General features: G+C 72.1%; 22 protein-coding genes. 14 read left to right on the forward strand and 8 right to left on the reverse strand.

Annotation, left to right across the window (positions count from 1 at the left end; genetic code table 11):
- Positions 1–71: 71 nt before the first annotated feature.
- The 3 genes from ACFYQA_RS19245 (at position 72) to ACFYQA_RS19255 (ending at position 2,537) form a co-directional block, all read left to right on the forward strand.
- Positions 72–1,457: a peptidase C39 family protein gene (locus ACFYQA_RS19245; RefSeq protein ID WP_388918918.1), complete on the forward strand. Its 1,386-nt coding sequence runs from the start codon at positions 72–74 to the stop codon at positions 1,455–1,457.
- Positions 1,458–1,636: 179 nt separating this feature from the next.
- Positions 1,637–1,798, forward strand: coding sequence for an SCO1431 family membrane protein (locus ACFYQA_RS19250; protein ID WP_388918921.1), 162 nt, complete (start codon positions 1,637–1,639; stop codon positions 1,796–1,798).
- An 82-nt stretch (positions 1,799–1,880) separates the two neighbouring features.
- Positions 1,881–2,537, forward strand: a complete 657-nt coding sequence (locus ACFYQA_RS19255; RefSeq protein WP_388918924.1) for a TetR/AcrR family transcriptional regulator — start codon at positions 1,881–1,883, stop codon at positions 2,535–2,537.
- A 68-nt stretch (positions 2,538–2,605) separates the two neighbouring features.
- Here ACFYQA_RS19255 and ACFYQA_RS19260 read toward each other — a convergent pair whose 3' ends face one another.
- Positions 2,606–3,844, reverse strand: a complete 1,239-nt coding sequence (locus ACFYQA_RS19260; RefSeq protein ID WP_388918927.1) for a glycoside hydrolase family 18 protein — start codon at positions 3,842–3,844, stop codon at positions 2,606–2,608.
- A 328-nt stretch (positions 3,845–4,172) separates the two neighbouring features.
- Here ACFYQA_RS19260 and ACFYQA_RS19265 point away from each other — a divergent pair, with 328 nt between their 5' ends.
- Entirely contained in the window at positions 4,173–5,348 is a 1,176-nt protein-coding gene (locus ACFYQA_RS19265) for an acyl-CoA dehydrogenase family protein (RefSeq protein WP_388918930.1), read from the forward strand.
- A gap of 515 nt (positions 5,349–5,863) precedes the next feature.
- On the opposite strand, the gene ACFYQA_RS19270 is transcribed toward ACFYQA_RS19265, so the two are convergent.
- Positions 5,864–6,298 carry a hypothetical protein gene (locus ACFYQA_RS19270; protein WP_388918933.1) on the reverse strand — a complete coding sequence of 145 codons (435 nt, stop codon included), beginning with the start codon at positions 6,296–6,298 and terminating at the stop codon, positions 5,864–5,866.
- Between the two features lie 267 nt (positions 6,299–6,565).
- On the opposite strand from ACFYQA_RS19270, the gene ACFYQA_RS19275 reads away from it, so the two are divergent.
- The 4 genes from ACFYQA_RS19275 (at position 6,566) to fxsA (ending at position 11,076) form a co-directional block, all read left to right on the forward strand.
- Entirely contained in the window at positions 6,566–7,006 is a 441-nt protein-coding gene (locus tag ACFYQA_RS19275) for an Lrp/AsnC family transcriptional regulator (RefSeq protein WP_042173992.1), read from the forward strand.
- Positions 7,007–7,118: 112 nt separating this feature from the next.
- A complete protein-coding gene (locus ACFYQA_RS19280; protein WP_388918937.1) occupies positions 7,119–8,750 on the forward strand; it encodes an amidohydrolase in 1,632 nt (543 codons plus the stop codon).
- A 533-nt stretch (positions 8,751–9,283) separates the two neighbouring features.
- Positions 9,284–10,171 carry a polyprenol monophosphomannose synthase gene (locus tag ACFYQA_RS19285; protein WP_388918940.1) on the forward strand — a complete coding sequence of 296 codons (888 nt, stop codon included), beginning with the start codon at positions 9,284–9,286 and terminating at the stop codon, positions 10,169–10,171.
- 335 nt (positions 10,172–10,506) lie between these two features.
- Positions 10,507–11,076, forward strand: a complete 570-nt coding sequence (fxsA, locus tag ACFYQA_RS19290) for an FxsA family membrane protein (protein WP_388918943.1) — start codon at positions 10,507–10,509, stop codon at positions 11,074–11,076.
- A 190-nt stretch (positions 11,077–11,266) separates the two neighbouring features.
- Here fxsA and ACFYQA_RS19295 read toward each other — a convergent pair whose 3' ends face one another.
- The 4 genes from ACFYQA_RS19295 to ACFYQA_RS19310 all read right to left on the reverse strand — a co-directional run bounded on the left by ACFYQA_RS19295 (position 11,267) and on the right by ACFYQA_RS19310 (position 14,736).
- Positions 11,267–11,641: an RNA polymerase-binding protein RbpA gene (locus ACFYQA_RS19295; protein ID WP_003977404.1), complete on the reverse strand. Its 375-nt coding sequence runs from the start codon at positions 11,639–11,641 to the stop codon at positions 11,267–11,269.
- A 266-nt stretch (positions 11,642–11,907) separates the two neighbouring features.
- Entirely contained in the window at positions 11,908–13,257 is a 1,350-nt protein-coding gene (locus tag ACFYQA_RS19300; protein WP_388918946.1) for an MFS transporter, read from the reverse strand.
- Between the two features lie 49 nt (positions 13,258–13,306).
- Positions 13,307–14,074 carry a glycerophosphodiester phosphodiesterase gene (locus ACFYQA_RS19305; protein ID WP_388918949.1) on the reverse strand — a complete coding sequence of 256 codons (768 nt, stop codon included), beginning with the start codon at positions 14,072–14,074 and terminating at the stop codon, positions 13,307–13,309.
- Positions 14,071–14,736: a YitT family protein gene (locus ACFYQA_RS19310; protein WP_388918952.1), complete on the reverse strand. Its 666-nt coding sequence runs from the start codon at positions 14,734–14,736 to the stop codon at positions 14,071–14,073. The genes ACFYQA_RS19305 and ACFYQA_RS19310 overlap by 4 nt, the downstream gene beginning before the upstream one ends.
- 98 nt (positions 14,737–14,834) lie before the next feature.
- On the opposite strand from ACFYQA_RS19310, the gene ACFYQA_RS19315 reads away from it, so the two are divergent.
- Positions 14,835–16,334 (forward strand): PLP-dependent aminotransferase family protein, encoded by a 1,500-nt coding sequence (locus tag ACFYQA_RS19315; protein WP_388918955.1) that lies wholly within the window; start codon positions 14,835–14,837, stop codon positions 16,332–16,334.
- 66 nt (positions 16,335–16,400) lie between these two features.
- Here ACFYQA_RS19315 and ACFYQA_RS19320 read toward each other — a convergent pair whose 3' ends face one another.
- Both ACFYQA_RS19320 and ACFYQA_RS19325 read right to left on the reverse strand, forming a co-directional pair.
- On the reverse strand, positions 16,401–18,158 hold the full coding sequence (locus ACFYQA_RS19320; RefSeq protein ID WP_388918958.1) for a hypothetical protein: 1,758 nt from the start codon (positions 18,156–18,158) through the stop codon (positions 16,401–16,403).
- Positions 18,159–18,210: 52 nt separating this feature from the next.
- A complete protein-coding gene (locus tag ACFYQA_RS19325; RefSeq protein ID WP_388918961.1) occupies positions 18,211–18,405 on the reverse strand; it encodes a hypothetical protein in 195 nt (64 codons plus the stop codon).
- Positions 18,406–18,719: 314 nt separating this feature from the next.
- Here ACFYQA_RS19325 and ACFYQA_RS19330 point away from each other — a divergent pair, with 314 nt between their 5' ends.
- The 5 genes from ACFYQA_RS19330 to ACFYQA_RS19350 all read left to right on the forward strand — a co-directional run bounded on the left by ACFYQA_RS19330 (position 18,720) and on the right by ACFYQA_RS19350 (position 25,219).
- A complete protein-coding gene (locus ACFYQA_RS19330) occupies positions 18,720–19,112 on the forward strand; it encodes an ankyrin repeat domain-containing protein (RefSeq protein ID WP_388918964.1) in 393 nt (130 codons plus the stop codon).
- Between the two features lie 362 nt (positions 19,113–19,474).
- Positions 19,475–20,893, forward strand: a complete 1,419-nt coding sequence (locus ACFYQA_RS19335; RefSeq protein WP_388918967.1) for a HEAT repeat domain-containing protein — start codon at positions 19,475–19,477, stop codon at positions 20,891–20,893.
- A 162-nt stretch (positions 20,894–21,055) separates the two neighbouring features.
- The gene (locus ACFYQA_RS19340) at positions 21,056–22,258 is read left to right on the forward strand and encodes a glycosyltransferase family 4 protein (RefSeq protein ID WP_388918970.1); all 1,203 of its coding nucleotides are present in this window, start codon (positions 21,056–21,058) and stop codon (positions 22,256–22,258) included.
- 383 nt (positions 22,259–22,641) lie between these two features.
- Positions 22,642–24,168, forward strand: coding sequence for a hypothetical protein (locus tag ACFYQA_RS19345; protein WP_388918972.1), 1,527 nt, complete (start codon positions 22,642–22,644; stop codon positions 24,166–24,168).
- Between the two features lie 169 nt (positions 24,169–24,337).
- Positions 24,338–25,219, forward strand: coding sequence for a hypothetical protein (locus ACFYQA_RS19350; protein WP_388919034.1), 882 nt, complete (start codon positions 24,338–24,340; stop codon positions 25,217–25,219).
- Positions 25,220–25,302 lie beyond the last annotated feature (83 nt).

Here is a 25,302-nt window from a genome sequence, read left to right on the forward strand (position 1 = left end):
GTCCCTCCGACCCGCGTCCACAGGGTGGAGCGATTTCGAGTCCGACTCCGACACCTGGGGGTCCTTCACCCATGAGCAGAGCCGAACAGTCGTCCCGCAGAACCCTCCTGGCCGCGGCGGTCGTCACCGCCGTCGCGTCGAGAGCGGGCCCGGCGTCCGCCCACGCCGCGACCGGCCGGTCCGCCGGCTCGGCGGGCGGCTCCGCGGACCCCGAAGCGGCCGCGGCCCGCCGCGTCGACAACCGGGCCTGGACCTCGTACGGCGACTGGCGCACCGGCCGCGCCGAGGGTACCCGCGCCGTCGCGGGCGTCCGCCCCGGCCTGGTGATCGCGAAGGCGGCCGGCACCACCGACTACACCGATCCGCACACCGGCCGCACCACCGCCTGGGAGTACGCGACCTGGACCTCGCCCGTCCACTGGCTCACCGTGCCGGCGGCGGAGGCCATCGTCTCCTGGAACGCGCGCACCCCCGACGGCACCTGGATCCAGGCCGAGTTGCAGGGCACGTACACGGACGGCACCGGCACACCCTGGTACGTGATGGGCCGTTGGGCGGCCGGCGACCAGGACATCCTTCGCGCCTCGGTGGACGACCAGAGCGACGGCCGGAGCACGGTCTGGACCGACACCCTCGCCGTCGACGACGTGGCCTCGGGCCTGCGCCTGGTCTCGTACCGGCTGCGTCTGACCCTCCACCGCCGTTCCGGCACGAAACTCACCCCCACCGTGTGGCGGATCGGCGCGATGGGCTCCGACGTGCCCGACCGCTTCACCGTCCCGGCGTCCCCACCCGGCGCGGCCCGGGAACTGATCGTCCCGCGCTACTCGCAGGAGATCCACAAAGGTCAGTACCCGGAGTACGACAACGGCGGCGAGGCCTGGTGCAGCCCGACCTCCTCGCAGATGATCATCGAGTACTGGGGCGGCCGGCTCACCGAGGAGCAGCTGGCCTGGGTCGACCCGTCCTACGCCGACCCGCAGGTGTGCCACGCGGCCCGCCACACCTACGACCACCAGTACGAGGGCTGCGGCAACTGGCCGTTCAACGCCGCCTACGCCGCCACCTTCGAGGGCCTTCAGGGCGTCGTCACCCGGCTCGGTTCGCTGACCGACCTGGAGACGCTGATCGCGGCGGGAATCCCGGCCATCACGTCCCAGTCCTTCCTCGAGGAGGAACTGACCGGAGCGGGGTACGGTACCGCCGGACACCTGATGACCGTGATCGGCTTCACGCCCGACGGCGACGTCATCGCCAACGACCCCGCCTCCCCGGACGGCGAGTCCGTCCGGCGCGTCTACCGGCGTCGCGAATGGGAGAACATCTGGCTCAGGACCAAGCGGTACAACGCCTCCGGCAAGGTCGCCTCCGGCACCGGCGGAGTCTGCTACCTCTTCTTCCCCGCGCGCCCCACCCCGCGTATGCGCCGGGCGCTCGCGGCCGTCGGTGTGCGCTGAACCAGTCCGTGCGGCGGGCTCCCACCGGTCGTCCGACCGTCGTCGGACGATCGGTGGGAGCCCGCCGCGCCCTCTGGCGCGTACCGTGTGACCAAGCTCTCGGCCGCAAAAGCCGCTCGCGGTGGCAAGGTGGACAGCGCCGTGGGGGAGTCCACGGTCCCCGAGACCAGCGAGAAGCCATGACCGCGAACGCAGCCACCGTCACCGCCCCCGCCGCCGCCGTCCCCGGTGTCCGCACCGGCGGCCCCCGGGAGGACGGCCCGAAGATCCTCGAGCACGTCATGGGATGGACCCTCGTCATGGTCGTCGCGATGTTCGTGACGCAACTCGGACTTCTCTGACCTCCGGGTCGCTCCGGCCTGCCGCGAGGGCCGACCTGCCATACTGCGGATGTCCCGCCCTTCGCAGGAAGCCAGGTCAGGATTGAATATCAGTCAGCAAGCCGCCGTGCGCCCCGGAGCGCGCAGCACCGAGCGTTCGCTGGCACGTCGTGCCGAACTCATCGCCATCGGCCGGAAACTGTTCGCCGACACGTCGTACGACGCGCTCTCCATGGACGACATTGCACGTCAGGCGCATGTTGCCAAGGGGCTGATCTACTACTACTTCCACTCCAAGCGGGGCTACTACCTCGCCATCATCCAGGACTCGGTCGCCGGCCTGGTCGCCTTCGCCGCGGGCGGTGTCGAACTGCCGCCCGCCCAGCGGGTGCACCGCACCGTCGACAGCTACCTGCGCTACGCCGAGCACAACCAGGCCGCGTACCGCACGATCGTCAGCGGCGGCGTCGGCTTCGACGCCGAGGTGCACGCCGTCCGGGACGGGGTGCGCGAGGCGATCGTCGCGACCATCGCCGAAGGCGCGTACGGAACCGCGGACATCACGCCCGTGGCGCGGATGGGCCTGCTCTCCTGGGTCTGCAGCGTCGAGGGCGCCACCCTCGACTGGATCGACCGCCCCGGGCTGCCCCGTGAGACCATGTGCGAGCTGCTGGTGAAGACGCTCGGTGGAGCCATGCGCGCCATCGACGAACTGGACCCCGCGCACCCGGCCCCGGAGCCCGCCCGGCGCGACGTCTGACACGACGGGCGCCGTGTCGGGGGCGGAGGTCCCCCCGTGGAGCCTCCGCCCCCCCGGCACGCCCGCGGTTACCTGATCGCGCCGATCAGTTCACCGTTCGCGGTGTCGCCGCTCAGTTCCCAGAAGAACGTGCCGGCGAGAGCCTGCTGCTCCTTGTACTCCATCTTGCTCGCGACGGTGGCCGGGGTGTCGTAACTCCACCAGTCGTTGCCGCACTTGGCGTAGGCGGTACCGCCCACCGTGCCGGTCGCCGGGCACTTTTCCTTGAGCACCTTGTAGTCGTCGATGCCGGGCTCGTACGTACCCGTCGCCGGACCGGTCGCGGTGCCCCCGGGCTCGGACTGCGTGACGCCCGTCCAGCCGCGACCGTAGAAGCCGATGCCGAGCAGCAGCTTGGAGGCCGGGACGCCGAGGCCCTTGAGCTTCGCGATGGTCGCCGCGGTGTGCGTGTCGGCCTTCGGGATGCCGTCGTAGGCGGTCAGCGGCGAGTGCGGGGCGGTGGGACCGGCGGCGTCCCAGGCGCCGAAGAAGTCGTACGTCATCGGGTTGTACCAGTCGACGTACCCGGCGGCGCCGGCGTAGTCCGCCGCGTCGATCCTGCCGCCGTCCGTGGCGTCGGCGGTGATCGCCGCGGTGACCAGGCTGCCGGAGCCGAACTTGGCGCGCAGTGCGGACATCAGGTCCGTGAAGGACTCCCGGCCGCTGGTGTCGCAGGTGGCGCCGCAGGCGTTCGGGTACTCCCAGTCGATGTCGATGCCGTCGAAGACGTCGGCCCACTTCGAGTTCTCGACCAGGTCGTAGCAGGACTGGGCGAACGCGGCCGGGTCCTTCGCGGCCTCGCCGAAGCCGCCGGACCAGGTCCAGCCGCCGAACGACCACAGCACCTTCAGGCCGGGGTGCTTCCGCTTCAGCTCGCGCAGTTGGTGGAAGGTGCCGCGCAGCGGCTGGTCCCAGGTGTCGGCCACGCCGTCGACGGACTCGGCGGCGGTGTAGGCCCGCTCGGTGGCCGCGTAGTTGTCGCCCATCGCGCACTTGCCGCCGGTGACGTTGCCGAAGGCGTAGTTGATGTGCGTGAGTTTGTCCGCGGAACCCGAGGTCTCGATGTTCTTGACGTAGTACGCGCGGTCGTAGGTGCCCCATTCGGTGAAGTACCCGATGACCTTGGAATCTGCGGCGGCCTCCTGAGCCGGGGCCGCCGCGGCGGCGGTCGAGGTGCCTGCGCCGGCGAGCAGTCCGGCACCGAGCGCGGCGGCGCAGGCGGCGGACACGAGCGCCCGCAGGGGGCGATGGCGGTGGGGGGATGGCATGCGGTGTGTCTCCTCGTGGGGGAGGGGAAACGTGAGTCGCTTGGCATGAACGCGGTGACTCGGTGGAGCGAAACAGTAGGAGGACTAGACCAGTGCGGTCAATGGTGCGGACCAATTTCGATGTCCGGAAAATTCTTGGAGTAAGCGGTCGTTAACAAGTGACGTGCCCTGCTCGATCGGGCATACTCACAGCTCACAGCGGCTGGCCGGCTGCCTCCGAGACCCGGAGGCCGAACCCTCGGCCAGGCGCCGGAACGACCCGGCGGAGCCGCCCCCAACCCGAGGCGCAGAGCCGCCGACGTGCCCGAACAGGGAGGAGAGCGTCGCCATGTCCGACCACGCCCCGCAGCCGGTGGACCGGCAATTGCCCACGGACGAGGCGCGGGACCTGATCTCGCTCGTCCGCGACATCGCACAGCGCGAGATCGCCCCGAAGGCGGCAGAGGAGGAGGACGCGGCCCGCTTCCCGCGCGAGGCCTTCACCCTGCTCTCCGGGTCCGGACTGCTCGGCCTGCCCTACGACTCCGCGTACGGCGGAGGGGGCCAGCCGTACGAGGTCTACCTCCAGGTCCTCGAGGAACTTGCCGCGGCCCGCCTGACCGTGGGCCTCGGGGTCAGCGTGCACACCCTCGCCTGCTACGCGCTCGCCGCCCACGGCACAAAGGAGCAGCAGGCCGAGTACCTGCCGGCGATGCTCGGCGGGGGCCTGCTCGGCGCCTACTGCCTCTCCGAGCCCTCCTCCGGGTCGGACGCGGCCTCACTGCGCACCAGGGCGGTGCGTGAGGGCGGGGGGGACTGGACGCTCACCGGCACCAAGGCGTGGATCACGCACGGCGGCATCGCGGACTTCTACACCGTCATGGCCCGCACCGGTGAGGAGGGCCCGCGCGGAATCACCGCGTTCCTGGTCCCCGGCGACGCCGAAGGGCTGAGCGCGGCCGTACCGGAGAAAAAGATGGGCATGAAGGGCTCGCCCACCGCGCAGGTCCACTTCGACGGCGTACGGGTCCGCGACGACCGGCGGATCGGCGAGGAGGGACAGGGCTTCGCGATCGCCCTGTCGGCGCTGGACGGCGGACGGCTCGGCATCGCGGCCTGCGCGATCGGCCTGGCGCAGGCCGCGCTCGACGAGGCGCTCGGTTACGCGTCCGGGCGACGGCAGTTCGGGCGGCCGATCGCCGACTTCCAGGGGCTGCGGTTCATGCTCGCGGACATGGCCACGCAGATCGAGGCCGGGCGCGCGCTGTATCTCGCGGCGGCCCGACTGCGGGACGCCGGGCGGCCGTTCGCCAAGCAGGCGGCCATGGCGAAGCTGCACTGCACCGACACGGCGATGCGGGTCACCACCGACGCCGTCCAGATCCTCGGGGGCTACGGCTACACCGCGGACTTCCCGGCCGAGCGCTACATGCGCGAGGCCAAGGTTCTGCAGATCGTCGAGGGAACGAACCAGATCCAGCGCATGGTCATCGCCCGTCATCTCGCGGGACCGCAGACGAGCTGAACCGACCGAGTCCCTGCCAGGGCGCCGCGAGCCGGGCCCACTCCGGGTCGTGCCGTCCGGGCAGGGCGCGGCCCTGATCGGCCCAGGCCCGCATCAGTTCCCGGTAGATCGGCGGATCCGGCAGCTGGGGCGGTGATGGCGGCGCAGTGGATACGGTCAGTGGCGCGACCGGGGTACGGGCCATGGGCTGCGGTGCGGGCCGAGGTCCGGGCGGCGGGGTGAGGACGAGTCGTCGACGCCCGGTCGTCGAGCGCGTGGGGGCCGTCATGCCTGGGCAACGCGGGAGCGGCCGGGCAGGTCACCGACCGTCCGAACAGTGCGTGCGTTCGCGGCCGGATGGAGGGACGGCCGGATGGTCCGGCTTCCGGCGCCCGGCGGCGCACCGCGTAGTGCCGGTCGCGGTGCGCGCGGCGGGTACGACGCGCGTGCCGGTACGCCGGGTGCACCCGGCGTACCGGCACGCGTCCGTGGCCGTTCGGTGCCGGACGGGGAGGCCAGGGACGGGCAGGGGCGGCTCAGGCCGCGTAGCGCCGCATGGCGGGGACCCTCATCGGGCGCGAAGCCGGACCCCCGACGTGCGAGAACGGCTGGGTGCGCCAGTCGAGCCCCTGAGGGAGCGTCAGCAGCAGGGCGGTGTCCTGCTCCTGGGGCGTGGCGGACTCGTCCGCCGGCCGGGCGTCGTCGGCGCTGCGGCCCGTACCGGCGCAGACCGTCAGCCCGAACGGGTTCCACGGCGTGGCGCACAGCGCGTGCTCCGGCAGGACCTCCTCGTCCGCGAGCAGGGCGATCGGCTGCGCGCAGTCCGGGCACATGACCCGGTACATCTCGAAGGTGTCGTATGCGTCGAGTTCGTCGTCGAGCGCGTCGGGATCGACGTACTCCGGGACGAGTTCGACGACCGGCTGCTGCTGCTTGGGCGTGCTGCGACCAGGGCGCTTAAGACTCTGCATGGGTTCTCCCCCTCGGGCTGGGCCGTGAAGGCGCTGCGGCCTCGACCACAGCAAGCACTTCCCGTCCCCCATAGGGGGTAATCACGAGACCATCATGGAGACCGTTCGAAAGCTGTGGTGTTCGTCACATGCCGACCGCGGGTGCCCCCTGCGACGGCTTTGTCCCCCCGCCCGGAACGGGAGGGGCGCCCGGCACATCACGAACCGGCCATGACCTGGACAGCTCAGGTATCCGACGGGATCAACTGCACTGTAGGTTCTTGCGCCATGGAGGAGCTGGACCGACAGATCGTGCAGCTGCTCGTCAAGGACGGGCGGATGAGCTACACAGACCTGGGCAAGGCCACGGGCCTGTCCACGTCGGCCGTGCACCAGCGGGTGCGCAGACTGGAACAGCGCGGCGTCATCCGCGGCTATGCCGCAGTGGTCGACCCGGATGCCGTCGGCCTGCCCATGACCGCCTTCATCTCGGTCAAACCGTTCGACCCCAGCGCCCCCGACGACATCGCGGACCGCCTCGCCGGCGTGCCCGAGATCGAGGCCTGCCACAGCGTCGCAGGCGACGAGAACTACATCCTCAAGGTGCGCGTGGCCACCCCGCACCAACTGGAGGAACTGCTCGCGCGGGTGCGCTCGCTGGCGGGTGTCTCCACCCGGACGACCGTGGTCCTGTCCACGCCGTACGAGGCCCGGCCGCCACGCGTCTGAGACCGTCACCCGCGCGGGAACGTCGACATGCGCGGGCGTACAGGGCGCACCCAGGGCGTGAACAACGGCCCTGGGTGCGGGCCGGGCCCTCCGAGGGGTGAGACTGGGGGCCATGAGCGAACGCACCGCCCCGCCGCACACAGACCCGCCGCGCACCGTCCTGCTCCGCCGCGGAGAGGTCCACAGCCCCGCCGACCCCTTCGCCACCGCGATGGTCGTCGAGGGCGGTCAGGTCGCCTGGGTCGGTTCCGAGGGTGCCGCCGACTCCTTCGCGGACGGGGTGGACGAAGTGATCGACCTCGACGGGGCGCTGGTCACCCCGGCGTTCACCGACGCTCATGTGCACACCACGGCCACCGGACTGGCGCTCACCGGCCTCGATCTGTCCGGGGCGCCCTCCCTGGAGGCCGCACTGGCCAGGGTGCGGGAGTTCGCCGCCGCCCGACCGGCCGACAGGGTCCTGCTCGGCCACGGCTGGGACGCCGCCCGCTGGCCCGGCGGCCGTCCACCGACCCGCGCGGAACTCGACGCGGCCACCGGCGGGCGCCCCCTGTACCTCAGCCGGATCGACGTCCACTCCGCGGTGGTCGGCACCGCGCTGCTCGACCTCGTCGCCCGCGAGGGCGTCGGCGAGATCACCCGCGAGGACGGCCCTCTCACCGGCGACGCCCATCACGCCGTACGCGCCGCCGCCCTGGGCGCCGTCACGCACGCCCAGCGCACCGAGGCCCAACGCGCCGCGCTGGCGCACGCCGCCTCGCTCGGCATCGGCACCGTCCACGAGTGCGGCGGCCCGGAGATCTCCTCCGAGGACGACTTCACCGGCCTGCTGCGGCTCGCCGCCGAGGGCCCCGGCCCGCGCGTCGTCGGCTACTGGGCCGAGCGGAACGTCGCCAAGGCGCGCGAACTGGGCGCGGCCGGCGCCGCAGGCGACCTGTTCGCCGACGGCGCCCTCGGCTCGCACACCGCGTGCCTGCACGCCCCGTACGCCGACGCAGGCCATACGGGCACCGCCCACCTCGACGCCGCCGCGATCGCCGCCCACGTCGTCGACTGCACCGAGGCGGGCCTCCAGGCGGGCTTCCACGCCATCGGCGACGCCGCCGTCGCCGCGGTGGCCGGGGGAATGCGCGCCGCCGCCGAGAAGGTCGGCCTCGACCGCATCCGCGCCGCCCGGCACCGCGTCGAACACGCCGAGATGCTCACCCCCTCGACCATCGCCGCCTTCGCCGAACTCGGCCTGACCGCCTCCGTCCAGCCCGCCTTCGATGCCCTGTGGGGCGGTGAGGACGGCATGTACGCCCGGCGCCTGGGCGCGGAGCGGGCCCGCACCCTGAACCCCTTCGCGGCCCTGCTGCGCGCCGGTGTCCCGCTCGCCTTCGGCTCCGACAGCCCGGTCACCCCTCTCGACCCGTGGGGCACCGTCCGGGCCGCCGCCTTCCACCGCACGCCGGAGCACCGCGTCTCCGTGCGCGCCGCGTTCACCGCGCACACGCGCGGTGGCTGGCGGGCGATCGGGCGCGACGAGGCAGGCGTCCTGGTGCCGGGCGCGCCTGCCGACTACGCCGTCTGGCACACCGGCGCTCTCGTGGTGCAGGCGCCCGATGACCGGGTGGCACGCTGGTCCACCGACCCCCGCTCCGGCACTCCCGGTCTGCCGGACCTGACCCCGGGCGGCGAGCTGCCCGTCTGCCGGCGCACGGTGGTCGGCGGACGCACGGTCTTCGTACGGCCGGGCGAGTGATCCACGCCGGCCGCCCGGCGACGATCATGGGGAGTGCCCCCGCCGCGCGACCTGCGCGTCCTCCTGGTGGCCAGGCACGAGAACCACGTGGCGCGGGTCGCACAGTTGTTGACAGACAGCGGCGGGAGGCCGGTAGGTTCGGCCGGGGCCACCGACGCCCGACCGGGGGACTTCCGCTCACTCGCGGCGGCGCCGCCGGGTCAGGGACGGTGTGCCGCACGGTCCATCGTCACTGAGGGCCGGCTCAGCGTCGGCGCGGCGCCGAGGGGACGTTCCGCGGGTCGGGAAGGTGTGACCCCGGGCGGGGCCCGGTCGCTCAGTAGACAACGGCTTCAGGTCGACTCGCAGCCAGCGGGTCCCAGGTCGGCCCGAAGGGCGCCGGGCCCCCTCCGCCGTACGCGCGATGGCACGCTGCTGCCCGATCCCCGAAAGACCCTCGAAAATCCACAGCACCGTACGAACGCCCTTTCACGTCATCGCAGGTTGCTGTGACCACTATGGTGGGACCCTGCACAGATGATGAAGGGGCTGCAGTGAACGACGGCGACGGGACCCGCGCGGCGGATGCCCAGGGAAGGACTTTCGGCCCGCTCGGCAGGACTTTGGTGATCATTCCGACCTACAACGAGGCGAAGAACATCAAGGCGATCGTCGGCCGGGTGCGCAAAGCCGTTCCCGAGGCGGACGTTCTCGTGGCCGACGACAACAGCCCCGACGGCACCGGCGCGCTCGCCGACGAACTGGCCGCCGGGGACGACCAGGTCCAGGTGCTGCACCGCAAGGGCAAGGAGGGCCTGGGCGCCGCCTACCTCGCGGGCTTCCACTGGGGCACGGAGCACGGCTACGGCGTGCTGGTCGAGATGGACGCCGACGGTTCCCACCAGCCCGAGGAACTGCCCCGTCTGCTCACCGCGCTCAAGGGCGCCGACCTGGTGCTCGGTTCACGCTGGGTACCCGGTGGCCGGGTGGTCAACTGGCCCAAGTCCCGTGAGTACATCTCGCGCGGCGGCAGCCTCTACTCGCGCGTGGCGCTCGATCTGCCGTTGCGTGACATCACCGGCGGCTTCCGCGCGTTCCGGCGCGAGACCCTGGAGGGTCTCGGCCTGGACGAGGTGGCCTCCCAGGGCTACTGCTTCCAGGTCGACCTCGCCCGTCGCGCGGTCAAGGCCGGCTACCACGTCGTCGAGGTGCCCATCACCTTCGTCGAGCGGGAACTCGGCGATTCGAAGATGAGCCGCGACATCCTCGTCGAGGCGCTGTGGCGGGTCACGGCGTGGGGCGTGGGGGAGAGGGTCGGCAAGGTCCTCGGACGCGAGGACGACAAGCGGGCCGGGCAGCCGAGGACGAGCGAGCGGGCAGAGCCGACCGCCGGGCCGACGGAGGCGGAGCCGTCCGGACATACGGAGCAGGTCAAGCCGTAGGCCGGCCTGTCCGTTCGGACCGTCCCGGCATCGCGCGCTCTTGGTGGCACGCTGTTCCGGAGGCCCCGCTCAGAGCCTCGAACAAAATGGGCGCCCGGTTCGCGGCGCCTGGCACGCACTCCCCCAAGCTCTGCGAGCAGGGGGACCCCCAGCCGCGTTGCCAAAAGGCCCTGGTAGTTCCTCCCCCACTCTCGGCTCCGCTCGAGCGGGGGACCTCCATCGAGGACCTTCCGGCGCCTTGCGATCGCACGCACCAGACGCCGCGAGCTGATCGGACTCCCATTTCGTTCGGGGCTCTTATCCCGTACTGAGCCGGTGTTCGGCACACTGGGAGTATGACGACTGGCGCTCAGACCCCGAACCCCGCCCGGCCCCGGCGCTCCAGGCTGCGCACCTCCCTGCCGCTCGGCGTCGCCGCGTGGCTGGTGCTGGAGATTTGGCTGCTCACGGTCGTCGCCGGGGCGTCGAACGGGCTGGTGGTCCTTCTGGTGCTGCTGGCCGGTCTGGCGCTCGGCTCGGTGGTCATCAAGCGGGCCGGTCGGCGCGCCTTCAAGAACCTCACCGAGACGCTGCAACAGCAGCAGAACGGCGGGTCGGCCGAGCCACGGCCGAACAGCGAGGGCAACGGCCTGATGATGCTGGGCGGACTGCTGCTGATCATCCCCGGCCTGGTCTCCGACGCGGTCGGTCTGCTGCTGCTCGTGCCCCCGGTCCAGAAGGCCGTGAGCCGCTACGCCGAGCGCAAGCTCCGCGAGGCCGGCGGGGGCTCCCTGGGCGATGCCTTCCAGCAGACGCGTATCCACCGGCCCGACGGCAAGGTCGTCCAGGGCGAGGTGATCAGGGACGAGCCCGGGGCCACACCGGGCGACTTCCCGCAGGGGCCCCGCCCGCCGCTCTCCCGCTGAAAGTCACTGAGGACCGCTGAGGACTCTGGGAGTCGAGGGCGGAGGACCGAGAGCCGAAGGGGGGCGGGCGTCGGGCGCCGACAGGTCAGCCGGACGCGCAGAGGACCGCGGGCGCCGTACCAGTAGGTACGGCGCCCGCGGTCCTCTGCGTTGCTGTGCTGAGTTCTCCCGCCCGGATCCTTCGCCGGGATCAAGCCGACTTTCGGCTGTCCCGGGGATGAACCGCGATGTTCATCGCGCCGGAGCGCAGAACGGCGAGACGCTCCTCGAGAACCTCTTCGAGTTCCTCTCGGGTACGTCGCTCCATCAGCATGTCCCAATGCGTACGCGCGGGCTTGGCCTTCTTTTCCTCGGGGCCGTCGCCGTCAACCAGGAGTGCCTGGGCACCGCAGACCTTGCACTCCCACTCCGGCGGGATTTCCGCCTCGACCGAGAAGGGCATCTCAAAGCGGTGCCCCTTCTCGCATGCGTACTCCACGGCCTGGCGCGGGGCCAGGTCGATGCCGCGGTCCGTCTCGTAGCTGGTCACCACGAGGCGCGTGCCGCGAAGAGCTCGCTCACTCATGAATCGTGCCTCCCGGGCTTGTCGCCCACAGGACAGGTGTCGCTGTCGTCGTCATCCGGTCAACGTCCGGTCGGCGGTAAAGATTCCCGTTCCGGGCCATGTGTCGCCGTCGTAGCCGCAGCCTTCTCAACCAGTGCAGTACCCACCGGCGCCTGGTTTGTCACATCTGATGACAGATATGACACAGCGTTTCGGCATCTTTGACGCGCAGTAACGGTACACCTGGCAGGCCAAACGCGTACACTACCGCCCTTTCGTGCCGAGCGCTAAATCCTCTCCGGAACGGGATTCCCCGCGTCGGCGATGGCCCGGCGCACGGGCACCCGCGCGAGCAGCGCGAAACCGAGTACGAAGAAGGCCACCAGCGAGATGATCGCGTCCCGGTAGCTTCCCGTGATCTGGTAGGTCAGCCCGAACAACAGCGGCCCGAGCCAGCTCATCCCGCGGTCGCTCAACTCGTACGCCGAGAAGTACTCGGCCTCCTTGCCGGGCGGCACGAGGTGCGAGAACAGCGACCGGGACAGCGCTTGGCTGCCGCCGAGGACCAGGCCGATCCCCGCGGCCAGGACGAAGAACCACACCGGCTCCCCGGCGGGCAGGAAGTACCCGGCGGCCAGTGTCACCGTCCAGGCGACCAGTGAGCCGAGGATCGTACGCTTCGCTCCGTGGATCCGGGCCAGCCGGCCCAGCGCCAGCGCGCCCACCACCGCCAGCACCTGGACCAGCAGCACGGCCACGATGAGAGTGGACTGCCCGAGTCCCAGCTCCTTCGAGCCGTAGACCGAGGCTTGCGAGATCACGGTCTGGATACCGTCGTTGTAGACCAGGTACGCCAGGAGGAAGGCGAGTGTCAGCGGGTGACGGCGCATGTCGCGGAGGGTTGCCGCGAGCTGCCGGAAGCCGGTCGGAGCGCCCGCTTCCCGCGCGGGGGCGCGGCGGTCGCGCAGTCGCCGCAGCGGCACCAGGGTGAAGGCGCCCCACCACAGGCCCGCCGACGCCAGGCAGATACGGACCGCCATGCCCTCGGAGAGCCCGAAACTGTCATGAGCGGTGTAAAGGACCAGGTTGGCCACGAGGACCAGGGCGCCCGCGGCGTAGCCGAGGGCCCAGCCCCGCGAGGAGACCGCGTCCCGCTCCTGCGGTGTGGCGATCTGCGGCAGGTAGGAGTTGTAGAGCATCATCGCCACGGACTGCGCCGCGTTCGCCACGATCAGCAGCGCGCCGCCCAGCAGATAGCGCTCGCCGTCGAGGAGGAACATGCACGCCGTCGCGGCGGCCCCGGTGTAGGCGGCGGCCGCGAGCAGAGGCTTCTTGCGGCCGGTGCGGTCGGCGGCGGCGCCCACCAGCGGCATCGCGAGCACCGCCAGGATCACCGACAGGGAGACCGCGTACGCGAAGAAGGACCCCGCGCGCACCGGAATGCCGAACGGATGCACGAACCCGTCAGTGTCCGCGGCGGCCTCGGCGACCGAGGTCAGGTAGGGGCCGAGGAACACGGTGAGCACGCTCGTGGAGTACACGGAGCACGCCCAGTCGTAGACGTACCAGCCGCGCTGCTCGTACCGCCGGCCGGCCGCCTCGTCCGCCGCCGGTGACCGCACGGTGCCGTTGCCCACCGGTGCCCTCGCTTCCCCCGTGAACGCGCTCGGTGGCCGGGCGGGGTGTTCAGACCCAGATGCCGCGGTCCTCCATGACCTTGCGCAGTGTGTCGATGTGATCGGTCATGATGCCATCCACACCCAGGTCCAGGAGCCGGTGCATCCGCTCGGGCTCGTTGACCGTCCACACGTGCACCTGGAGCCCGCGTGCATGGGCGGTGCGCACGAAGCGGCGGTCCACCACCGGGACGCCGGACCGGGCCTCCGGTACCTGGGCGGCGACGGCCGACCGGCGCACCGTCACTGGTACCCCCCACGAGCGCAGCCGGAGGTTCAGCACCCCCCGGGTGCCGTACGACGTCGCGAGACGGGGCCCGGCCAGCCGCTGGGCGCGCATCACGCGGGCCTCGGAGAACGAGCCGAGGCAGACCCGGTCCCAGGCGTCCATGCGCTCGATCAGTTCCAGGAAGGGCAGGAGGGCCGGCTCGGCCTTGACGTCGACGTTCCACCGCACCTCGGGGAAGGCGGTGAGCAGTTCCTCGAACAGGGGCACCGGCTCCCGGCCCGCCACACGCGCCTGCTCCACGTCCCGCCACGGCAGGTCGGCGATCAGGCCCGCTCCGTCCGTCACCCGGTCCAGGGTCGCGTCGTGGAACGCGACGAGCCGGCCGTCACGGGTGACATGGACGTCGGTCTCGATGTAGCGGTAGCCCGCCTCGACGGCGCACCGGAACTGGCGCGCGGTGTTCTCCAGGCCGTCGGCCGCCCCGCCTCGGTGGGCGAAGGCGATCGGGCCGGGATGGTCGAGGTAGGGGTGGCGTATCGGTGGGGTCACGGAGGCAGTATCGCTCCAGGTGGTTGACGCGCGGCAACGACCGTGCGGCCGTCGGATGCCTGGGGGACCGAGAACAGGCGGAGGAACAGTTGGGCGAGCGGGCCGATCGTCACCGCGTACAGCAGGGTCGCCACGCCCACCGTGCCCCCGAGAACGAAGCCCGTGGTGACCACCGCGACTTCGATCACCGTGCGCACCAGCCGGATCGACACCCCTGTACGCCGGTGAAGCCCCGTCATCAGCCCGTCGCGTGGCCCCGGACCGAAGCGCGCCGCGATGTACAGCCCCGTCGCCGCGCCGTTCAGGACGATGCCGGCCGCCGTCATCACCACGCGCAGGGCCGTGCCGTGCACCTCGGGCACCACCATCAGGGTCGCGTCCATGGCCGCGCCGACCAACAGGACGTTGGAGACCGTTCCGAGCCCCGGACGCTGGCGCAGCGGGATCCAGAGCAGCAGCACGGCCGCGCCCAGAACGGTCAGCACCACGCCCATCGACAGGCCCGTGCGCTCGGACAGGCCCTGGTGCAGCACGTTCCACGGCTCCAGGCCGAGTCCGGACCTGACCAGCAGCGCAGAGCTCGCGCCGTACAACGCCAGTCCGGCGTACAGCTGGAACAGCCGTCGTACGAGATGTCCTTGCCGGGGCGGGTGGCTGGACAAAGTGTCCCCCTGTGGTGGAAGTGGACCGATGCGTGACACCCTGTGGCGTGGATGGAGATCTCATCTATGGCCAATTCGAGGAAGGTGGACTGATTAGCATGGCACGGTGGACCTCAGCGGTGGGTGTGACGCAGCTCGCCCGGCTGCTCAGTTCCCAGCAGGACCGCCCGGCCGGCCCCGGCACCCGCCGCCCGCCCGCCTACCGGGCCCTCGCCGACGGCATCCGGCTCCTGGTGCTCGAAGGGCGCGTTCCCGTGGCCGCCAGACTGCCCGCCGAGCGGGAACTGGCCCTGGCCCTGTCCGTCAGCCGCACCACCGTGGCGGCCGCCTACGAGGCGCTGAGAGGAGAGGGTTTCCTGGAGTCGCGGCGCGGTGCCGGCAGCTGGACCGCCGTCCCGGCCGGAAACCCGGTGCCCGCGCGGGGGCTGGAACCGCTGCCCCCCGAGGCCCTCGGCTCGGTGATCGATCTCGGCTGTGCCGCGCTGCCCGCGCCCGAGCCCTGGCTCACCCGCGCCGTGCAGGGCGCTCTGGAGGAACTGCCGCCCTACGCGCACACCCACGGCGACTACCCGGCCGGACTGCCCGCACTGCGCGCGACGATCGCCGACCGGTACACCGCGCGGGGCATTCCGACCATGCCCGAGCAGATCATGGTGACGACCGGGGCGATGGGCGCCATCGACGCCATCTGCCACCTCTTCGGCGGACGGGGCGAGCGCATCGCCGTCGAGTCGCCGTCCTACGCCAACATCCTCCAGCTGATGCGGGAGGCCGGGGCCCGGCTGGTCCCCGTGGCCATGGCGGAGGGGCTGGCCGGCTGGGACATGGACCGCTGGCGTCAGGTGCTTCGCGAGGCGGCACCGCGCATCGCGTACGTCGTCGCCGACTTCCACAACCCGACCGGTGCGCTGGCCGACGAGGACCAGCGCCGCCGGCTCGTGGACGCGGCCCGCTCGGCGGGCACGGTGCTGGTCGCCGACGAGACGATGAGCGAACTCTGGCTCGACCCGGACGTGGAGATGCCGCGCCCCGTGTGCGCCTTCGACCCGGCCGGGTCCACCGTGATCACGGTCGGCTCGGCGAGCAAGGCCTTCTGGGCCGGCCTGCGCATCGGCTGGGTGCGCGCGGCCCCCGAGGTGATCCGCAGCCTCGTCGCCGCACGCGCGTACGCCGATCTGGGCACGCCCGTTCTGGAGCAGCTGGCGGTGAACTGGCTGTTCGGCACGGACGGCTGGGAGCAGGCCGTGGAGATCCGGCGCGCACAGGCCCGGGAGAACCGGGACGCGCTGGTCGGCGCGGTGCGCCGGGAGCTGCCCGACTGGCAGTTCGAGGTTCCGCGGGGCGGCCTCACCTTGTGGGTGCGCACCGGAGGGCTCTCGGGATCGCGGATCGCCGAGGCCGGAGAACGGGTCGGAGTACGGGTACCGTCGGGGCCCCGCTTCGGGGTCGACGGGGCGTTCGAGGGGTATGTGCGACTGCCCTTCACCGTGGGCGGGGCGGTGGCCGAGGAGGCGGCGGTGCGGCTGGCCGCGGCGGCGCGGGTGGTCGAGAACGGCGGGACGTCGGGGGCGGAGGCGCCGCGCATCTTCGTGGCGTAGCGGACGGATCGGTGCCTGCGCCCGGGGGCGGCGGCGCGGGTGTGTCCGCGGGTGCGCACCGGGTCCTCAGGAGGATTCGGTGGCCTCCGCCTTCGCGGGAACCGGCTCCAGCGGAGCCTTGTCCGCGTCCGCCGCGTCCGCCGCGTCCGCCGCGTCTGTGTCGGTGGCGGTCTTGTCCGTGGCGGTCAGGTCCACGGGCTTCTTCTCCATGGAGTGCTTGCCCGGGAACGCCGCGTCCGCCGGAGTTCTGCGCACGGGGCCGGGTTCCGGGACCTTCCGCTCCGGCTGCGTCGGCTCCGTCCGTGCGTCGTCCTGAGCGGACCGGGCCGGGAGCAGGTCCAGTACCGCCTGCCGGTGGTCGGCGCTCGTCGTGTCGTCGTACGGGTTCGGTGTGGCCGGGACCTGGAGGCGGTACACCGGACCCGAGCCCAGGCGGGCGTAGCCGCGCCCTGAGGGGATGTGATCGAGGGGGGTGGTGTGCGGGGGAGCGCCCAGGACGGCCTTCACCTGCTCCGAAGTCGCGGGCCCGAGGACGACGCGCGCGCGTGTGTGCTGCCGTACCGCGTCGCTGAGGGCCTCCAGGCTGTCGAGCTGATCGGCGACGACGACCGTGACGTTCGCCGGGCGGCCGTGCCGCAGCGGGACCTGGAGCAGGGACTGGGGGTCCTCCCGGCCGTCGGCGGCGGCGAGGTGCGTGAACGCGCTCGGGCGGTCCAGCAGGATCCACAACGGACGCTTGGTGTCGTCGGGAGGCGGATCGCCCGCCTGGTGGGCGCGGTTGGCTGCGATCAGGCGGCGCTCCGTCTCGTGCGCGGCCCACCGGAGACTTTCCGACACCCCCGCCAGGTCGCACTCGACGGCGAGCACGCCCTCCCGGCCGGTCAGGCACGCGTACTCGCCGGTGCCGCCACCGTCGACGATCACCACGTCACCGTGGCGCAGCGCCTGGAGGGCGACGGAGCGCAGCAGGGTGGAAGTGCCGCTGCCGGGCTGCCCAGCCGCCAGCAGATGAGGTTCGGTGGAGCGGACGCCGGTGCGCCAGACGACAGGGGGGACGTCGCGCTGCTCCTTGCCGTGGGCGAGCGGCAGGGTCCGGCGCACCTGCGTGGGGTCGGTGAAACCGAGGACCGTCTCACCGGGAGACGTGACGAAACGCTGGGCGGTGATGTCGGCGGGCAGCGGTGCGAGGACCTGGACCGTGAGCTGGTTGCCCTCCTCGTCCCAGTCGAAGTGGTATTCGCGGCCGCGCCCCGACTTGGCGGCGAGCAGATGCTCGATCCGCGCGCGGGACTCCGCCTCGCTGTCGGTGTAGTAAGCGGGGTAGACGACCACCAGGTGCGTGATGCGGCCTGTCCCGTCGAACTCGTACGCCGGGAAGGCCTTCTCCCACGAGCCGCCGTGGGTGTAGAGGGGGTCGGGGTCACCGGCCGAGGAGAAGTACGGCACCAGGGCGTCGTACAGCGACTTCAGGCGCTGGGCCTGCGACTCGTCGGGGCCCTCGGGCGCGGCCGGGGCGCGGTCCCGGCCCTGCCAGGCCGCCGCCGCCATCAGGGCGATGGCGGCGAGCAACGGACCGTACGGGAGCAGCAGCACGACCAGGAGCACCGACGCCACCAGGAAGAGCAGTGCGCCGCGCCGGTCCTTGGGGGTGTCGGCCACCCTGCGCCGTCCGGCCGAGGCCAGTCGGCGCAGTCCGCGCACGATCGTGATCAGTGGGTGGAGGATGTCGGTGGCGCTGTCGGCCGCCGTCCGGGCCAGCTCCCGGCTCCGGGCGAGGTGGGCGCCGCGGTTGCTCAGGATGCGGGGGAGGGGACGCCGGGCCACTGCTGCCTCCAGGGCATGGGATACGGGTGGGCGGGGGCTTGGGGGACTGGGGTCAGAACCTGATGCCGCCGAGCAGGCCGGCCAGGCTCTCACCGCCGGCCTTGATGCTCGGCGCGATGGCCGTACTGGCCAGATAGAAGCCGAACAGCAGCGCCACCACGGCGTGCAGCGTCTTCAGGCCGTCCTTGCGGCAGAAGATGAAGAGGACGATGCCGAGCAGGACGACGCCTGAGATCGAGAGGATCATGTGAGTTCTCCTGGTTCACGGGGGGGCAGTCACCATGAGTACTTCCAGGATCACAGGATGTATCCATACGATAAAAGGTGCAAGCGGGTGAAGATCGGCATATTTCGCCCGGTCGGCGGACTGTTCCCGGCCTGAACGACGTGGGCGGTTGCGCACGGTCGGGTCTGCCGTGATCTTTACCTCGGGCACGTCGGCCCATGTGCCGCGCGAGCCAGTATTCTGGCGATTCACCTGTACGGCTCTGCACCGCTCGCAGACGTACGCCCCGTCCCCGATATGCGGAATGATCCGTGGTGAGAGGTGGTCCGGCCGATATGACTGAAGGCCCCGACCCAGAGGTCGTGGAGTTGGCGACCAAGATCTTCGACATGGCCCGGAGCGGCCGGACCGGGGAACTCGTGGCCTACGTCGACGCGGGCGTGCCGGCCAACCTCACCAACGACCGCGGCGACTCGCTCGTGATGCTCGCCGCCTACCACGGCCACGCCGACGCGGTCCGCGCGCTGCTGGAGCGCGGCGCCGACGTCGACCGGATCAACGACCGGGGACAGACCCCGCTCGCGGGAGCCGCCTTCAAGGGCGACACCGAAGTGGTCAAGGCACTCCTGCAGGGCGGTGCCGATCCGGCCGCCGGCACTCCCTCGGCCGTCGACACGGCCCGGATGTTCGACCGCGCGGAGCTGCTCGAGTTGTTCGGCGCGAACTGAAGCGCACCGGCGAAACGCGCCGAGCGGCACTGAGCCGCACGGGCGCGCACGCTCCGACCGGCGAAGGCACGGGAACAGCGGCGGAAACCCACAGTAAACGGGGAGGCGGTACGAGGCCGCCGGAATTCGGTCGCGGCAGATGTGACCGCCGGGTCATCATGACGACGTGATTCACGGACGCGATGGCTGGGCAGATGTTGCCGCACCACGCGGGCCGTGATGCGGCCCGCATGGGCCCCGACGAGAGGCAGAGGAAGATGGTCTACAGCAAGCAGGAAACGGCGGGCGCCCCGACGTGTTGGCACGCGGCCAGGTAATGCAGGTCCCCGGTTGCGTCGACGCTTGATGTGAGGCTGTTTCCCATGTTCGATCCGGTCATAGCGCCCAGCGGTACGCTGCTCGGCCTGCTCCAGCGGGGTCGCGGCGACGGCACGCTGCACGCGCTCACCGCCCCGCGCTCCGAAACGCTCGAGGTGCTGAACCACTGCGTGCTCCACGACCCGCGCCACGACTGGCAGGTGGAGAACCGCTCGCTCTACTACGCTCGCCTCTACCTCGACCTGCACGGCGAACTGGACACCATCGAGGCCCACCTCTTCGATGCCGAGGACATCCTCGACACCGAGGAGTCGCGCACCGGCCTCGCCCTCGCCGTGCTCGGACATCTGGCCTCCTACGGCAGGCGGGACGCGCTCGCCCTGTTGCGCAGGTACGCCGCCCAAGGTGCCAACTGGGCCTGGGCCCTGGACGAACTGGCCCTCCGGGACGACGACGCCGGCCTGCGCGCCCTCGCCGCCCCCGTGCTCGCACGGTTCGCCACCGACCCCGAGGGCGAGGCCGAACTGGCCGCCACCGTCCGCGACGCCTTCGAACCGCGCCCCTGGCGCCTGTGGGCCGACGACCCGCGCGAATCCGTCGCCACGCGCGTGCGGGCCGCCCAGGAAGCCGGCTGCTTCGACCGCTGGCAGCGGCAGATGCGCCCCACCGGGCCCCGCCCCGGGTGGAGCGTGCAGGCCGTGTTCGCCTGGGCCCAGCAAGGAATCGAGCGCGGCGCCGCCCTGCATGTCCCGGCCGCCCGCTGCCTCACCGCAGTGGCCGGCCCCGAGGACCGGCCCGAGATCCTTCGTGCAGCCGAGGACGGCACGGAGGGCGCCCGCTGCACCGCCCTGCGCTACCTCGCCGACGGCAACGATCCGGACGCCCTCACCCTGATCGAGCACGCCGTGGCCACCGGGCCGGCGCCCGTCGTGGAGGCCGCCCTCGACGCCTTCGAACGGATGCAGAGTCTCACCGCCGTCGACCGCGCGCGCCGCTGGGCCCGCCGGCCCGACGCCCTGGGCGCCGCCGCCGGCCGCGTCCTCGCCTGCCGGGGCGGTGTCCAGGACCGCGACCTGGTCCTTGCCGCCCTGCGCGAGGCGGTGCGGGGGGAGGGCCCCGACGCGCCGACCCTATGGACCCTCGTCGACGGCGCCGGACGCCTGGGCATCGCCTGCGCCGCTCCCGTACTCCGCCACATCTACCGCGAGACCGCCTCCTCCCACCTGCGCGGCCGGGCCGCCCGCGCCCTCGCCGCCACCGACCCCTCCTACGGCAGCAGCTTCGCCGTCGAGTGCCTCTGGGACTGCGAGGAGTCCACCCGCGAGATCGCCGCACGGCACGCCGAGACCGGCGACACCCGGGTCGTCGAGCGCCTGCGCAGGCTCGCCGCCGACCCGGCGGAGGAGGCCGAGGTACAGACCGCCGTACGCAGCCGGATCGGCCCCGGGGAGACCGTCGTGTGACCGCCCGGGCGCGCACAGTGTGAACAAGGGATGACCCGCGGGTCAGGCGCGCATGGATGACGTTCGGCCCGCGTGGGTGTGTGATGCAACGCTCATGGGACGTTCCCCCACCGGAAAGATCCACGTTGACGTGGCCACGTCCGGCACGGCGAGAACATCCGTATGCGAGTCGTCATCGTGACCGAATCCTTTCCCCCTGATGTGAACGGCGTGGCTCACTGCGCGCTCCAGACCGCCCGGCACCTCGTCGACCGCGGTCACGCCCCTGTCGTCATCGCCCCCGCCACCGCGGGTGACGAGCCCGACGACCAGGCTCCGTGCCCCGTCGTCCGGGTCCCCTCCCTTCCGCTCCCGGGCTACCCGCAGGTCCGCGTCGCCCTCCCCAGCCGACGCGTCGCCGCGGCGATCGCCGAGCACCGGGCCGACCTCGTCCACCTGGCCGGCCCCTTCGTGCTCGGAGTGCGGGGCATGGCGGCGGCCTCGCGCCTCGGACTGCCCGCCGTCGCCGTTTACCAGACCGACCTCGCCGGGTACGCCCGCACGTACATGGGCGCCGGTCAGGCCGCGGCCTGGCGCCGCATCAGGTCCGTCCACTCGGCCGCCGAGCTCACCCTCGCCCCGTCCGACGCCGCACGGAACGACCTCCGGGCGCACGGCATCCCCAGGGTCAGGATGTGGCCGCGAGGCGTGGACACGGTCCGCTTCCGACCCAGTCTGCGCGACGAGGCGCTGCGCCGGGAACTCGCCCCGAACGGAGAGCTGATCGTCGGCTACGTCGGCCGGCTCGCCCCCGAGAAGCAGGTCGAGCTGCTGGCCGAGGTGAGCACCCTGCCCGGAGTACGGGTACTCGTCGTGGGCGACGGACCGAGCAGGCCGAACCTGGAACGGGCCATGCCCGGCGCGGTCTTCCTGGGGCGCCGCACCGGCGATGAACTCGCCCGCATCTTCGCCTCGCTGGACGTCTTCGCCCACACGGGCCCCTTCGAGACCTTCTGCCAGACCGTGCAGGAGGCCATGGCGAGCGGCATACCCGTGGTCGCGCCTGCCGCGGGCGGCCCGCTGGACCTGGTCGTCCACGGACGCACCGGGTTCCTGGTGCCGCCGCGCGACGCCGTCGCCGTACGGGACGCGGTCCGGTCCCTGGCCGCTGACCCCGCACTACGGGTCTCCTACGGGGCGGCGGGGCGCGCGATGGTCGAAGGACGTACCTGGGCCGCCGTCGGGGACCAGCTGATCGGCCACTACACGGACGTGCTGACCGGGCGCCGGACGGCGGTGGCGACGGCACTGGCCGTGCTGTCGGCGGGGGAGCAACGGCCGGGCACCTCCCAGGCCCTGGGCTTCAGCGGCGCCCTGCCGCAGTGAAGCGGAGGACGTCGAGGGCATCCACCGCCTCCACCGTCCCGTCGAGTGCGCCGTCGCACGAGGCTCCCGGAGCCGCCCACCGGCTCGACGCGTTCTCCGAGGCGGCACGGAAGGCGCGCGGTGCGGCGTGCGAAGGCGACCGGAACGGAAGTGGGCACGGCCGGCATCCACTCCCACCGGGAACTGGCGGCACCGGCCGTCAGCGACCGCGGGAACGTGCCGGGACGCTGCCGACGGGGTACCTCGGCTGCTCGCTCGAACGCAGGGCGGAGGCGCACCAACGCAGGACGAGGGAGGAGGAACGGGACGTGTGACAACCGCGACACCGTGACGCATCTGCGTCGTTTGGGTCGTTGTCAGACCGAGGACCTAGTCTGTGCACCGTGACTTCACCAGCATCGACGGACAGTGCTCCGCCCCAGCTCAGCGCGGGGCCGCGGCCCGCGCCGGGCCCGGCGGCCGACGAAGGGCTGGCCCGGCGGCTGCGCGCGCTCGCCTGCACCGCTCCGTTGCACGACCTTGACGCGCGCAAGGCCAACCTGGCCGGCGAGTACTCGGTGTACGGCATGGCGGAGATCGCCCTGGCGGCCATCGACCTGGTGACGCTGAACATGGACTTCGACACGGGCGCCGACCACGACCAGATAGTGGCCCGGCTCATCCCGCGCATCGCTGCCCAGGCCCCGCGCCGACCCGCCGGTGAGCACGAGCGGGTGGCCCGCTGGGTCCTGGAGAACCTGATCAACGTCGGCAGCGTCGACCGCGGCTTCCGCGCGGTGTACGGCGTGTTCGGCGCAGACGGCGCCTACGTCCGCCGCGACTACGACTTCAAGTTGATCGAGGAGGTCCCCGGCCACGGCGGCACCGTCTACCTCCGCACCACGGACGAGGCGGTCAACGTCCTGGTCGGCGCCCTGGACACCGATGTCACCAGCGCCCAGATCGCCGCCGAGGTCAAGCTCGAGGTGCTCATCAGCCGGGGCAGGCTCGCCGACGCCCAACTCGCCGCCGAGCAGGCCCGCTACCGGACCGTGCAGTACTCCGAATCCTTGCGCCGGGCCTTGGACGCCACCCGGCGCAATGTGCGCGCGGTGGACTGGCTCACTGCCATCCCGGACATGATCGCCGAGGCCCTGGACCACGTCGCGGACCGGTACCGCCACGAGAACGCGATCCTCACCAACATCCGCAGGGCCCGCGACGAGTCGGAGGAACCGGAGCACAAGCGCAGGGCCGCCGAGCTGGTGGACATCGTCAAGGACTGCATCCGCAGGCACACCCAGCTGCAGTCCCGGCTGCTGGAAGCCGGCCCGCTGTTCCGCGCCGAACAGGACCGACAGTCCTTCGCCACCTCCGCTTCCTCCTCGGGCACGGACCTCTACGGACACCTCCTGGCACCGCTGCTCCCACTTCCCCTGGAGCAGGCGGTCCGGGTCACCGACACCTTCTTCGCCCGCGGCACCGGACTGCGTACACCGGTGTCCGTCCGGGTCGCCGATCTCGTCGACATCCTGCTGACCCCGCCGGTGGAGCGGGAGCACCTGGGCGCCGAGATGCCGGAACCCGACCTGATCGCCACACCGGACGACAGCCGCTTCACCGAGAAGCAGCTGGCGGCTGCGACCACGCTGCTGGAACTGCCGGCCGACGCGCCCCGACGGCTGTCCGGACTGCTTGCAGAGGCACGCCGTCAGGACCCCGAACTGCCGTACCTGGTGGCACTGCTGGCGGTCCATGCGGCCAGCCCTCCGGTGGGCACCGCCTACCGCCAGGGCGAGCGGCGGCTGCTCTTCGCGGTGGACGACGGCATCGAGCTGGACGACCCCGAGTTCGGCGGCGCCGACCTCATCGTCGGCACGGCCCTGCTGGACGCGGCGGGGATGGCGGCGGACCGGACGGAGGCGGCGTGACGAGCCTTTCGCCTGGGGCCCGGGAGCCGGCCGCGGCCGGCGGCCCGGGGGCAGCCGTTCGCATGGCCCCCGCCGCCCGTACGGTCCGCGCTGCCCGCGGCGCCGTCACCGCCCTCCCCGTGGTCCCTGCCGCCACCGTCGTTGTCCCGTGCGAGGAGGAACCGTGTCCGTGACCGAATATGCCGAGTGGAGCGATGCGGAGCCCGCCGTCGCACCGGCGAGCGGCGCCGTCACCCCCGCCGACGCCGCCGACGCGGCGCGGCTCGTCGCTTTCGGCCTCCAGCCCAAGCTCCAGCCGGCCCGCGACCAGGAGTACGCGGACCTGTTGCGCCGCTACCGCGAGGACCAGCCGTTCGCGCGGCTTGCCGACGCCGTGGCCACAGGCCTCGGGCTGATTGTCCTGGAGGTGTCCCCGCGTGCCGGAATGGCCGTGACCGCCGCCGAGGACTCGGTGTTCGCCGTCCGTATGGGCGACTACGCGCGGCGTACTTCCGCCGACGGCGGAGACAGGTTCCTGCACGGGCTCGCGCACCTCGCCGTCGCCGTCATGGCGTTCCCGCGCCCCGAGGACCTCGCCGACGACGGCTACATCGGACGGGTCACCGTCAACGGCGTCGATGCCTTCGTGCGCCAGACCTGCCACCGGCTCGAGGCGCGGGCCGCGGAACAGGGCGAGAACACCGACCCGGCCAGCGACGCCCCCGGGCTGGAGACGGCCTGGCGGATCTGGGCGAGACGCAGCGCGACCGGTGCCACCAAGGACGCCCGCAGGCTCGCGGGCTCGACCACCGGCATCGTCGCCAAGGCCGTCACCTTCCTCACCGAATCCGGCTTCCTGCAACGCACCGGCGACGACAACGGCGGCACCTACCGGACAACGGCCCGCTACCAGCTCCAGGTGCGCGACCTGGCCGGCAGCGCGGCCCTGGCCGAACTGCTGGAGCTGGGCGTCGTCCCGGTCACCGACGGCACCCCCACGCTGCTGCCCGCGGACAGCGGCGACGACCTGGACCTGGTGGCCGAGGCGGGCCTGCCGTTCCACTCCACCTGAGCCGCCCTCTCACCACCGCGTCCTTTGCCCTCGCTCTCCGTTGCCCCGAACCACCCCCACCTGCCGAAGACTTCGAGAGTCCG

It is taken from the genome of Streptomyces sp. NPDC005774, from assembly GCF_042871645.1.
In the GTDB taxonomy this organism is placed as follows: domain Bacteria; phylum Actinomycetota; class Actinomycetes; order Streptomycetales; family Streptomycetaceae; genus Streptomyces; species Streptomyces pratens.